Source organism: Cellulomonas sp. A375-1, from assembly GCF_001040865.1.
Classification (GTDB): domain Bacteria; phylum Actinomycetota; class Actinomycetes; order Actinomycetales; family Cellulomonadaceae; genus Cellulomonas; species Cellulomonas gelida.
In genome coordinates, this window is record NZ_LFKW01000057.1 from 19,136 (window position 1) to 30,696 (window position 11,561).

The following is an 11,561-nucleotide window of genomic DNA, read 5'->3' on the forward strand; positions in this document are numbered from 1 at the left end:
CGAGGTCCGCCCCCGCCACGACGAGCCGGTAGCTCGCGTCCGCAGTCGACCACCGCAGGCCCGCACCCCCCTGCTCCTGCGGCAGGTACAGCGCGCGCACGCCGGCGACGGTCGTGTACTCCTGCTCGCCCGGCCAGGACGCGCGGGCGTCGACGGGCGTGCGGGCCGGGCTCGTGACCTCCAGGTACACGTAGCCACCCTCGTCGTACTGCACCGTCCACCGGTACACCGTCCCCGCCGGGTCGTGCGGCGGGACCGGGACGGCCACGTAGTCGTCCGGGACGGCGGCCAGGCCCGTGTCGTCGAGCGCGGAGTCGAGCGTCGTGACGAGCTCCGGCACGGTCATGCCGTTCGCCTCGACGAACCAGCGGATCCCGTCGTCGTCGGTCCAGGCCACGTAGTGGTGCCCGGCGGGCGGGCTCAGCACGTGCGCGGCGAACCCGCGGACCGTCGCGTCGTCGAGGGTCGGCCCGGCGCCCCGGAACGGCTCGGTCACGTCGCGGTAGACGACGATGCCGCGTCGGCCGGGCTCGTCGTGCAGGACCGCGACCGGGATCGCGTCGCAGACGCCCGGGCCCGAGCTCACCGCGGCGTGCTCGGGCACCCGGTCCCCGACGACGTGCAGCAGCCCACGCACGGCGGGGATCGTGGCCCACTGGTCGCGCGCGACGGGCCGGTCGGGGTCCGCCGGGCCGGGCACCGGGTCCTGCTGGTTGGAGCAGTTCGCACCGACGGCCGCGGCCGGGATGACGCCGAGGATGCGCGCGACGGGTGACGGCGTCTCGGTCTCACCGCGGCCGAGGACCGGCACGACGACCGCTAGCGCGGCCGCTGCCACGGACAGGCCGGCGACGAGCACGACGCGACGCGTGCGGCGACGCGCCCGACCGAGGCTCACGACCTCGCGGCGGTCGGCCTCGACCCGCGCCCTGGCCCGGTCGAGAGAGGTCGGGTCGACGGCAGCGGGTGCCACGTCGACGAGGACGGACCACGGGTCTCGCGTCATGGCTGGACTCCCAGGTTCAGGGCGCTCGCGGGCGACGGGGCGGGGTCGGGTGCGTGGGCGGGGCCGTCGGCGGCCGCGGTGAGCCTTCGACGCGCGCGGGACAGCCGCATCCGGAACGTCGCGGGACTGCACCCGGCGACGCGCGCGGCGTCGACCGGCCCGAGCCCGTCCCAGCCGACGAGGAGCAGTGCCTCGCGCTCCCGCCCCGTGAGCTGGGCAAGGGCGGCCAGCAGGCTCTCGCGCTCACCGACGGGCACGTGCGGGTCGTCGTCGCGGTCCACGAGGTGGGCGACGCGCGTCAGCTCGGCCTCGAGCGCCCTGCGACGCGACGACGACCGCCGCCCGTTCGCGATCGTGTTCCGGGCGACGACCAGCAGCCACGGCAGGGCCGGGTCCGGGACGTCGGCCAGTCGGCGCCACGCCACCAGGAACGCCTCGGCGACGACGTCCTGCGCGCCCTCGACGCCGACGTGCCGGGCCGCGTACGCCTGCACGCGCGCGGCGTGCTCGTCCCACAGGGACGCGAACCTCACCGCGGCGATGTCGGGCGCCAGGCGTTCCGCTCGAAGGATGCTCACATCCATGCAGTGTCCGGCAGCGTCGGGATGTCACATCGCCGATCGCCCGGGCGGACGCGGCGCGCCTCGCGACCGGGAGCACGGGCTACTGCATTCGGGGGAACTGCCCACCACGAAAGGCGCGAACGGGACGGTCTGCGCACCATGGGTGATCAGTTGCCGCGCGAAACGGATGCGGGAGGCGCCGATGTCGCAGATGCAGCACGACGAGGACAACCACACCGAGGGCCTGCTCACGCCGGGGGAGGTGGCCTCCCTCTTCCGGGTGGACCCGAAGACCGTGACGCGCTGGGCGCGCGCGGGCAAGCTCTCGTCGATCCGGACGCTGGGCGGGCACAGGCGGTACCGGGAGTCCGAGATCCGGGCGGCGCTGAGCGAGCCTCCGACGCCGGCCCCGCCGGGCGACTAGCGAGCGCACGGTCCGCGCGCGCCCGAGGACAGCACCCTGGTCCTGACACCGCTCTGCCGGGTCCGAGGGCAAAGCGCTCCGCGGCTGACAGTGGTGCCCGATAGAGTGCCGAGGTCCCGCTGTGGACACCCGTCTCGCAGGCTGGAAGCCGCTCGGCAGGGTGCCGGCTCGTCGCCGTACGCAGGCGCGAGCGCGTCGGGGACGCGACCGCGCCGTGAGGGCTGAGCCGCCCGGCAGACGCGGGTCACGCTGGATCAGGCACGCGACGAAGGGGGCCGACGGATGGCTGCGCGGAGACGGACGATCGCGACGACGGCTGTGATCGCCCTGGTCACGACGTTGGGCGTGACCGCCTGCACGGACTCCCCGCCGGGACCGCAGGACGCGGCGACGGCGCTCGCGGCCGGCCTGCAGTCGGGTGCGCTGGACGGCGTCGCGTTCGCGGCGGGCACGACCGCGGCCCAGGCGGAGCAGCAGCGCACCGACGCGTTCGACGACGTGCTCGCGACGTTCGGTGACGACGCCCTGCGTGTGACCGTCGTGCGCGCGCAGCAGGACGGGGACGACGACGCGCTCGCCGAGGCGGTCCTCGGCTTCACGTGGTCCCCAGCCGGGGAGGCGGGCTCGACGACTGCCGCCGACACGAGCCGCCGGTGGACGTACACGACGACCGCACGCCTCACGCGCGACGACGAGGACGTCTGGCGCACCAGCTGGACCCCGGCGATCCTCGCGCCCGGCCTCACGGACACCGAGGACCTCGTCCTGACCCGTCAGACCCCCGAGCGCGCGAACGTGCTGGGCGCGGCCGACGAGGTGCTGGTCGAGGCGCGGGACGTGCTCCGGATCGGCATCGACAAGACCCTGGTCCCCGCGGCCGAGGCGGGCGAGGCCGCGCGGGGCCTGGCTGCGGCGCTCGACATGGACCCCGACGAGTACGCCAAGCGCGTCGAGTCGGCAGGCCCCAAGGCGTTCGTCGAGGCGATCGTCGTCCGTCGCGAGGACGGGAGCTACGACGTCGAGGCGTTGCGCGCGCTGCCGGGCGTGAACGCGGTGAAGGACTCGCTGCCGCTCGCACCCACGCGCACGTTCGCGCGGCCCATCCTCGGCACGGTCGGCCCGGCCACGGCTGAGGTGGTCGAGAAGTCCGAGGGCGCGATCCGGGCGGGCGACCTCACGGGCCTGTCAGGGCTGCAGCGCCAGTTCGACGCGCAGCTGCGCGGTACCCCGGGCCTGCGCATCGAGGCCCGTGGGATCGAGGGCAGTGCCACCGAGGGTCAGGCGCGCGCGCTCTTCACGGTCGAGCCGAAGCCCGGCGAGCCGCTGCGCATCACGCTCGACCCGCTCGTGCAGCAGTCGGCCGAGAACATCCTGGCGAGCGTGGGGCCCGCGTCGGCGATCGTCGCGATCCGGCCCTCGTCGGGGGACGTGCTCGCCGCCGCGAGCGGTCCCGGCAGCGAGGGCCTGTCGACCGCCACGCTCGGCCAGTACGCGCCCGGCTCGACCTTCAAGGTGGTCAGCGCGCTCGCGCTCCTGCGCTCGGGCCTCACGCCCGACAGCACGGTGACCTGCCCGGACGGCATCACGGTCGAGGGTCGACGCTTCGACAACTTCCCCGACTACCCGGCGGCGTCGCTCGGCGACGTCCCGCTGCGCACCGCGTTCGCGAACTCGTGCAACACCGCGTTCATCGGTCTGCGGGACGCCGCGCCGCAGGACGCGCTGGTCGACGCCGCGGGATCGCTCGGGCTGCTGCCGGCGCAGTCGCTCGGCTTCTCGTCGTTCGTCGGTGCGGTCCCCTCGGACTCCGGCGGCACCGACCACGCCGCGACGATGATCGGGCAGGGCCGCGTGCTCGCCTCACCGCTCGGCATGGCGGCCGTGGCCGCGTCCGTCGCGGCGGGCCGCACGGTCACGCCGCGCCTCGTCGAGCAGGACGCGTCGTCCGACACGTCCGCCGACGCGCAGGGCGACGAGGCGACGAGCTCCGCGGACGGGTCCGCGAGCGACGACGCCGACGCGACCGACGAGCCGCGCGCCCACGTCGAGCTCACGTCCGACGAGGGTGCCGCGCTGCGCTCGCTCATGCGTTCGGTCGTGACGGACGGGGGCGCGGGCTTCCTGCAGGACGTGCCCGGCGCCGAGGTGATGGCCAAGACGGGCACCGCGCAGTTCGGCGAGACCGAGGACCTGCGCAACCACGTGTGGATGATCGCGATCCAGGGTGACCTGGCGGTCGCCGTGTTCGTCGACGAGGGCGAGTACGGCTCGACGACGGCGGGCCCGCTGCTCACCCGGTTCCTCGAGACCCCGGTGGTCGCGGCGCTCGCGGAGAGCCGCTCGTGACCGAGGCGAGCTACGCACCCGGCGCAGAGCGCTGGTTGCGCACCCTGCCGGGCACGGAGCTCACGGTCTCGGCCGTCGCGCTCGGCGGCGGGCCGCTGGGGAGCATGCCGGAGCTGTTCGGTCGTGAGGTGCCCGCCGAGGAGGGTGTCGCGACGGTGCTGGCGGCGTTCGACTCGCCGATCCGGTTCGTCGACACCGCCAACGGCTACTCGGACGGCGAGAGCGAGCGTCGGATCGGCGCGGCGATCGGGCTCTGGGAGGGTCTTCCCGAGGGTGTGGTCGTGGCGACCAAGGTCGACCCGCGGGGCGCGGACTACTCGGGGCAGCGCGTGCGGCAGTCGGTCGTCGAGAGCCGCGCGCGGCTCGGGCTCGACGAGCTCCCGCTCGTGCACCTGCACGACCCGGAGGGGCACGACTTCGCCACGATGACGGCGCCCGGCGGCGCGGTCGACACGCTGGTCGAGCTCCGTGACAGCGGGGTCGTCGGGCGGATCGGCCTGGCGGGCGGTCGCGTGCAGGAGATCGCGCGCTACCTCGAGCTCGGGGTGTTCGACGTGCTGCTCGTGCACAACCGGTGGACACTGCTGGACCGCAGCGCGGGCCCGCTCGTCGCCGAGGCCCACCGCCGCGGCATGGGGGTGCTCAACGCGGCGGTCTACGGCGGCGGGATCCTCGCGGCGCAGCGGGGCGGTCCGACGACGTACGGGTACCGGCCGGCGCCGCCGGAGGTGCTCGAGGCGGCGGCGCGCATGCGCGAGGCGTGCGCGGCCCACGGCACGGACATCGCGACCGCGGCGCTGCAGTTCTCGTTGCGCGACGAGCGGATCGCCTCGACGATCGTCGGGATGAGTCGTCCGGGGCACGTGACCGCGACCGTGGAGGCCGCTGCCCGGGCTCTCCCGGACGCTCTCTGGGACGAGCTCGAGGGCCTCCTACCGCCGTCGCGCACCTGGCTCGATGCCGAGTGATCCGGTTCAGGTCCGCTGCGCGACCGGGACAGAGCGGGACGAACGAGACATAGGACCCGGGTTGTCACTGGTCCGAACGGGTGATTTTGTTCATTGCCCGTATTTTCCTCATTCGGGCCCTTGGCCCGGGTACGTGATGTGAACTACCTTCCTGGTTGTCAGCGATAACGGCAAACCCTCCGCGAGGAGGGGACGCAAAGCCACGGGACCCACGACGGTCAGCCGGGCTACCGAACAGACAGGACGCGCACATGGACCAGACCGGCCTCCCCGCCGAGCCGTCGCAGTCGCCCGCCACCTCCTCCACCTTCCGCCTCCGGGTCCAGGCCTGGACGGAGATGGCCGCCGCGAGCGGCACGGTGACGGCCCTGCCCACGCAGCGGGAGCGCGCGGCGGCCTGACGGCAGCTGCGCACGTCACGGCCTGACGGCCGCTGGCGGCACACGACCCACGACGACCGGTCCGGTTCCCCGGGCCGGTCGTCGTCGTTCCTCCACCGGTCGCCCGCCCACCGGTGCGCGACACCCGTCGGCGCGCGGCGTCCACCGGTGTGCGAATGTGACGTTCGTCGCTAATGTCGGGTCTGGCGGCGATTCCCGCCGTCGTCCCGGTCGAAGGGTCGTACGACATGAACTTCTGGCAGTGGGTTCTGATCCTCCTGTGGTGGTTCCTCTTCTTCGCCTATCTCGTCATCCTCTTCCAGATCCTCGGCGACCTGTTCCGTGACACGAAGCTGAGCGGGTGGTGGAAGGCGGTCTGGATCGTCTGCCTGGTGCTGTTCCCGTTCCTCACGGCGCTCGTCTACGTGATCGCCCGCGGCAGCTCGATGGCTGAACGCCAGGCGGCCGCGGTCAGGCAGGCCAAGCACGACACCGACAGCTACATCCGCGAGGTCGCAGGGACCAAGTCGGCCGCGGAGCACATCGCCGACGCCAAGGCCCTGCTCGACTCGGGAGCGATCACGCCCGAGGAGTTCGCACAGCTCAAGGCGAAGGCCCTCGCCTGACACCTCACCCGCCTCGACCGACGACGCCCGCCCGCAGCACCACCGCGCGGCGGGCGTCGCCGTGCCGTGCCCTGGCGTGCGATCCGGGTTAGAGCTCGCCGACCTTCTGCAGATGTCGCATCGCGACCCAGCCGATCGGGATCCGCACCCAGTACGTGACGACGCGGAACAGCACAGCGATCGACGCCGCGATACCGGGGTTGATGCCCGTGACGGCGGTGAGCGAGGCGGCCAGCGCGGCCTCGATGGCACCCATGCCGCCGGGAGTCGGGACGAGCGCGCCGGCGGTGTTGCCCGCGAGGTACACGACCGCGACCTGGATCAGGCTCGCCTGCTGGTCGAAGGCCTGCAGGCACGCGTCGAACGCGAGCACGAAGCCGAGCGTCATGACGAGGTTGCCCGCCACCGCGACGGCCAGGCGCCACGGCCGGCCGAGGATGTCGACGAGTCGCGGCCAGATCTGCCGCAGGGTCGGGCGGATCTTGGCCAGCACCCACTGACGCACCTTCGGCACCAGGAGCGCGGCACCGACGAGCGTCGCGACGAGCGCGACGATCAGCAGGACCGCGGGCGAGACGGGTAGCTCCGACTCCTTGCCGCCCGAGCCCACCGACAGCACCGCGAGCAGCAGGATCGTCACGACGAGCTGGCTCACCTGGACCATCGCGACCGTCGCGGCCCCCAGCGACGTGGACACCCCGCGCTTGGTCAGCATGCGCAGGTTGAGCGCCGCAGGCCCGATGCCGGCGGGCGCGGCGAGCGCGACGAAGTTGGAGGCTGCCTGCACCTCGAGCGTGCGCCACAACGGCAGCCGCACGGGCGAGAACGCGAGGAGCGCCATGGCGGCGCCGACGATCGTGAGCAGCCCGAACAGGAACGCGACGATCGCCCAGCGCCAGTCGCTGCGCGCGAGCGCCCCCGTGATCTCGTCGAGGTTGATGCGCGTGACGAGCACCAGCACGACGAGGATCGGCAGGACGATCGTGAGGATCGACCGCGCACCGAACCGCACGAGCTGCTGGGGCTCGACGGAGGCCTCGGGGATGCGCGCGACGATCGCGGCGCGCAGGTCCCCGAGGACCGCCTTGTGCTGACGCACCTGGGCGCGGGTGCGCTCGGGCAGCGTGATCGACTGCAGCAGCGGGCCGATCGCGGCGACGTCGTCGTCGTCGAGCGAGTCCGCGGCGGACTGCAAGGCGCGCTCGACCCCCACGCGGACCGCGAGCAGCGCGAGCATCTGCGTGAGGTCCATGCGCCGCGCGAGCTCGGACGACGCGACGTAGCCGTTCTCCCAGCCGACGATCCAGACCATCGGCGTCCCGACGAGCTGGTCGACGAGCACGGTGTCGGACGTCAGCGCGCGGTGCGCGATCCCGGCCTCGTGCGCGGTGCGCAGCTGGGCCCAGATCTCCCGCAGCACGTCGTCGGTGAGGTCGTCGTCGGCGAGCTCGGTCAGCGGCAGCGCGTTGCCCGGGTGCGCCTGCACGAGCAGCATCGAGTCCTGCGCCTCGGCGACGCGCAGCAGCGCGGGGGTGCGCACGCCGGCGGCGCGCGCGGCGTAGCTGAGCAGCGCGGTGCGCTCGGCGGTCTGGCGCAGCGACTGGACGGACCGTCCCTCGATGCCGCGCAGCCGCACCGAGCGCCACACGCGCGAGACCATGCTCGCGACCTGGCGGTCGCCGTCGATCACGACGAGGTCGAGACGTTCGCCGTCGTCGGTGGTGAGCTCGTACGTGCGGTAGCCGGTCGAGCGCACGAGTGCGCGCGCCGCGGCGTCGTCGGGCGCGGGCAGGCGCGCGGTCGAGCGCAGGCCCTCGTCGGCCGCCGCGACCGACGAGTGCTGGGCCGAAGGGTCCTCGCTCGGCGCGTCGGGGTCGTCGGGGGCGATGCGGCGCAGCCGCACGGGCTCGAACCCCGCGCGACGCACGCCGGCGACGAGGCTCGCGCCGTAGGCGCGCTCGCTGCGCACGCCCGAGACGTACCGCACCGCCAGCCCGCACACGCGCCCGAGCAGGAGCGAGACCGCGAGGCCCGCGAGCGAGACCTGCGCGGTCACGAGCAGCACCGCGATCGCGAACCACAGCACGTTCCACGACCACGCGACCGTGCGCCGCCGTTGGCGCGGGCCGCTCACCGTGAGCAGGCTCGCGAGCATCGCGACGTACACGGGGATCGTCAGCTGCCACGTGCCGCCGAGCAGCACGGACAGGCCGCGCACGAGCTCGTCGGACCCGAACGTCTCGACCATGAAGATGACGGCGGCGCCCACGACGATCGCGAGCACGGCCGCGACGATCGCCTCGATGAGCTGCCGGCCCAGGCGGCGCAGCGCGAGCTCGATGCCCACGGCGAGCGGCACGGCGAGCGTGATGACGCCCTCAAGGACCTGCACGGGCACGAACAGGATCTTGCGCAGCAGCGTCGCGAAGCCCTGCACGTCCTCGGCGACGCCCGTGGTGGTGTGCTGCGCGTACGTCGCGAGGATCATCACGAGCGCGACGCCGAGGGCGGACAGCGTCGTCCCGATCAGGTCGCTGGGGTGGTGCACGCGGACGGTCGGCTGGTCGTCGACGACGAGGACGGCCGCCTCGGCCTCCGCGCGGGCGCGCTCGGCGCGCTCGTCGTCGGGGTCCGGCAGGTCCAGGCGAGGCCCGACGGCGACCGACGGCGACGGCTGCTCGTCCGCCGACGAGCCGGGCGGCGGCGCCGGCGAGGAGGGCTCGACGGCGCGCGGGGTCACGAGCTCGTCCGCCGGACCAGCGGGCCGCGGCGACGCCGACCCGGCCGACTTCCGTGCAGACATACGGGCGAGTCTAGGCGGCGGGGCCTTTCCGCGACGGCGGGCCGGAGGCCGGACCTGGGCGGACTCGGGGCCGGCGGCGCGCCACGCGCGGCAGCGGGCCGCCGCGCCTGCGACAGTTTCGCCGGGATTGTTGAGCCTCCCGGCGCTAGCGTGGCTGCCATGCGGGCAGCGGCCGCGCGGCCCTGACGGGAGGCGATCGTGAGCGACACCCTCGAGAAGCAGGTCGGCCAGGAGCTGCGGGCCGTCTGGTGGTTGCCGGTGCTGCGCGGGGTCGTCCTGCTGGCACTCGGTCTGCTGATGCTGCTGCACCCGCTGGAGACGTTGACCGCGATCACCTGGGTCATCGGGATCTTCGCGCTGGTCGACGGCGCGCTGATCATCCTGCAGGCGCTGATCGAGCACCAGAAGGGCGCGATGTGGTGGCAGCTCCTGGGCGGGCTCGTCGTCGTCGGGCTCGGCATCGTCGTCGTGTCCTGGCCCAAGCCCACCGTGCTGGTGCTGTTCTGGGTCGTCACGGCGTGGGTGCTCGCGGTCGGGGTGGTGGGGATCGTCGCCGCGGTCCTGCTGCACCGGCGCGGCGACTACTCCTGGTACGGCGCGCTGGCGATCGGCCTGGTCAACCTGGTGATCGGCCTGCTCCTCGCGTTCAACCCGCAGACGTCGCTCTCGGTCGTCATGGTGCTGTTCGGGGTGTTCGCGCTGGTCGTGGGCGTGCTGCTGCTGGTCAGCGGCTTCGCCGCACGGTCGTTGGGCCGCGAGCTGACGTCCTGAGCGAAGGTCGGGTGCGGTGCGTGCGGCATCATGGCCCACGCCCGCCCGACCGCTCCTGAGGATGGCCCCGCCGCATGATCGAGATCCTGAGCCCTGCCGAGGTCCTGCGCGCCCGGGACACCGGCGCGCTGGTCGCCGAGATCCTGCAGACGCTGCGGTCCCGCACCCGGGTCGGCACGAACCTGCTGGAGATCGACCGCTGGGCCCAGGCCATGATCGCGGGCGCCGGCGCGCAGTCCTGCTACGTCGACTACGCGCCGTCGTTCGGGCGCGGGCCGTTCGGCCACTACATCTGCACGTCAGTGAACGACGCGGTCCTGCACGGCCTGCCGCACGACTACACGCTCGTCGACGGCGACCTGCTCACGCTCGACATCGCCGTCTCGCTGCGCGGCATCGCCGCGGACTCGGCCGTCAGCTTCGTCGTGGGCGACGCCCGGCCCGCCGAGAGCCTCGCGCTGATCGCGACGACCGAGCGCGCCCTGGCGGCGGGGATCGCCGCGGCCGGGCCGGGCGCCCGCATCGGCGACCTCTCGCACGCCATCGGCACGGTCCTGAGCGGGGCCGGGTACCCGATCAACACCGAGTTCGGTGGCCACGGCATCGGCTCGACCATGCACCAGGACCCGCACGTCTCGAACACCGGCCGGCCCGGCCGCGGGTTCCCGCTGCGGCCGGGCCTGCTGCTCGCGCTGGAGCCGTGGATCATGACGGACACCGCCGAGCTCGTCACCGACGCCGACGGCTGGACGCTGCGCAGCGCGACGGGCTGCCGCACCGCGCACAGCGAGCACACGATCGCGATCACCGACGACGGCGCGCAGATCCTCACGCTGCCCCGCTAGCCGCGGCTAGTCGAGGCCGACGGCTGTGAGCCAGTCCTCGGGGATGAGCGCGTAGCCGACGAAGACGACGAGGTCCATCACGGTGTGGGCCACCACGAGCGGCATGACGCGTCGCTTGCGGCGGTAGTACTCGGCGAACACCAGGCCCATCACGACGTTCCCGAAGAACGGTCCCCAGCCCTGGTACAGGTGGTACGAGCCGCGCAGCAGCGCGCTCGTCACGACGATGAGCGGCGGGCTCCAGCGCAGGTCGCGCAGGCGCTCCATGAGGTAGCCGACCGCGACGACCTCCTCGAGCAGGGCGTTCTTGAGCGCGAGGACGATCAGCAGCGGGATGGTCCACCAGTGGTCGGTGATCGTCGTCGGCTGGACCTCGACGGTGATGCCGATGGCCCGGCCGATCGCGTACAGGCCGAGGCCCGGGACGCCGATCAGCGCCGCGAGCCCGACGCCGATCCCGAGGTCGCGCCACGGGCGGGCGAACGTCAGGCCGATCCGGCGCGTGGCCGAGCGGCCGTTGGCGGACAGCAGGTAGAGCGCGAGCGCGACGGGGATGAGCGCGAACCCGATCGCGAGGACCTGGTAGATCACGTCGAGCCAGGGCCGGGCGTTGAGCGGGGGGTTGATCGTGGTGCTCTGGTCGCCCAGCGGGGGCCCGGCCGTGAGGCGGTCGAGGATGTTGACGAGCGCGTAGACGCCGGAGCGGCCGAGCGAGAGGCCCAGGACGATCCAGATCTCGACGGTCAGGCGCCGACGCTGCGCGCGTTCGGACACCGGGGGCGTGCCGGTGACCAGCACGTCGCGGGGATGCGCGTCGCTCATGCCCGCA

Annotated in this window: 11 protein-coding genes and 1 riboswitch; of the genes, 7 read left to right on the plus strand and 4 right to left on the minus strand. The window is 73.6% G+C overall.

All coding sequences use genetic code 11. The annotated features are described in order from the left end of the window. Both CWIS_RS06425 and CWIS_RS06430 read right to left on the minus strand, forming a co-directional pair. On the minus strand, positions 1–1,006 hold a 1,006-nt coding region (locus CWIS_RS06425; protein ID WP_048342436.1), incomplete at its 3' end, for a hypothetical protein. Further along, positions 1,003–1,584 (minus strand): RNA polymerase sigma factor, encoded by a 582-nt coding sequence (locus CWIS_RS06430; RefSeq protein ID WP_231583693.1) that lies wholly within the window; start codon positions 1,582–1,584, stop codon positions 1,003–1,005. The genes CWIS_RS06430 and CWIS_RS06425, both read right to left, overlap by 4 nt. A 187-nt stretch (positions 1,585–1,771) precedes the next feature. Here CWIS_RS06430 and CWIS_RS06435 point away from each other — a divergent pair, with 187 nt between their 5' ends. The 5 genes from CWIS_RS06435 (at position 1,772) to CWIS_RS06450 (ending at position 6,313) form a co-directional block, all read left to right on the plus strand. After that, positions 1,772–1,993 carry a BldC family transcriptional regulator gene (locus CWIS_RS06435; protein ID WP_369796498.1) on the plus strand — a complete coding sequence of 74 codons (222 nt, stop codon included), beginning with the start codon at positions 1,772–1,774 and terminating at the stop codon, positions 1,991–1,993. Positions 1,994–2,311: 318 nt separating this feature from the next. Continuing rightward, positions 2,312–4,339: a penicillin-binding transpeptidase domain-containing protein gene (locus tag CWIS_RS06440; RefSeq protein ID WP_231583694.1), complete on the plus strand. Its 2,028-nt coding sequence runs from the start codon at positions 2,312–2,314 to the stop codon at positions 4,337–4,339. Beyond that, positions 4,336–5,307 carry an aldo/keto reductase gene (locus CWIS_RS06445; protein WP_082156272.1) on the plus strand — a complete coding sequence of 324 codons (972 nt, stop codon included), beginning with the start codon at positions 4,336–4,338 and terminating at the stop codon, positions 5,305–5,307. The genes CWIS_RS06440 and CWIS_RS06445 overlap by 4 nt, the downstream gene beginning before the upstream one ends. Before the next feature lie 159 nt (positions 5,308–5,466). Further along, positions 5,467–5,542, plus strand: a riboswitch (cyclic di-GMP riboswitch). 16 nt (positions 5,543–5,558) lie between these two features. After that, positions 5,559–5,708 carry a hypothetical protein gene (locus tag CWIS_RS18310; protein WP_156186575.1) on the plus strand — a complete coding sequence of 50 codons (150 nt, stop codon included), beginning with the start codon at positions 5,559–5,561 and terminating at the stop codon, positions 5,706–5,708. 227 nt (positions 5,709–5,935) lie between these two features. Beyond that, on the plus strand, positions 5,936–6,313 hold the full coding sequence (locus CWIS_RS06450) for an SHOCT domain-containing protein (protein WP_048342462.1): 378 nt from the start codon (positions 5,936–5,938) through the stop codon (positions 6,311–6,313). A gap of 88 nt (positions 6,314–6,401) precedes the next feature. Here the strand turns inward: CWIS_RS06450 and CWIS_RS06455 are convergent, their stop codons facing one another. Continuing rightward, complete coding sequence (locus tag CWIS_RS06455; protein ID WP_053071586.1) at positions 6,402–9,116, minus strand: flippase-like domain-containing protein; 2,715 nt, start codon at positions 9,114–9,116, stop codon at positions 6,402–6,404. Between the two features lie 198 nt (positions 9,117–9,314). Here CWIS_RS06455 and CWIS_RS06460 point away from each other — a divergent pair, with 198 nt between their 5' ends. Next, the gene (locus CWIS_RS06460) at positions 9,315–9,887 is read left to right on the plus strand and encodes an HdeD family acid-resistance protein (RefSeq protein ID WP_048342439.1); all 573 of its coding nucleotides are present in this window, start codon (positions 9,315–9,317) and stop codon (positions 9,885–9,887) included. Between the two features lie 74 nt (positions 9,888–9,961). Continuing rightward, positions 9,962–10,732, plus strand: a complete 771-nt coding sequence (gene map / locus CWIS_RS06465; RefSeq protein ID WP_048342440.1) for a type I methionyl aminopeptidase — start codon at positions 9,962–9,964, stop codon at positions 10,730–10,732. Positions 10,733–10,738: 6 nt separating this feature from the next. On the opposite strand, the gene CWIS_RS06470 is transcribed toward map, so the two are convergent. Beyond that, positions 10,739–11,554: a CPBP family intramembrane glutamic endopeptidase gene (locus CWIS_RS06470; RefSeq protein ID WP_048342441.1), complete on the minus strand. Its 816-nt coding sequence runs from the start codon at positions 11,552–11,554 to the stop codon at positions 10,739–10,741. Positions 11,555–11,561: the final 7 nt, after the last annotated feature.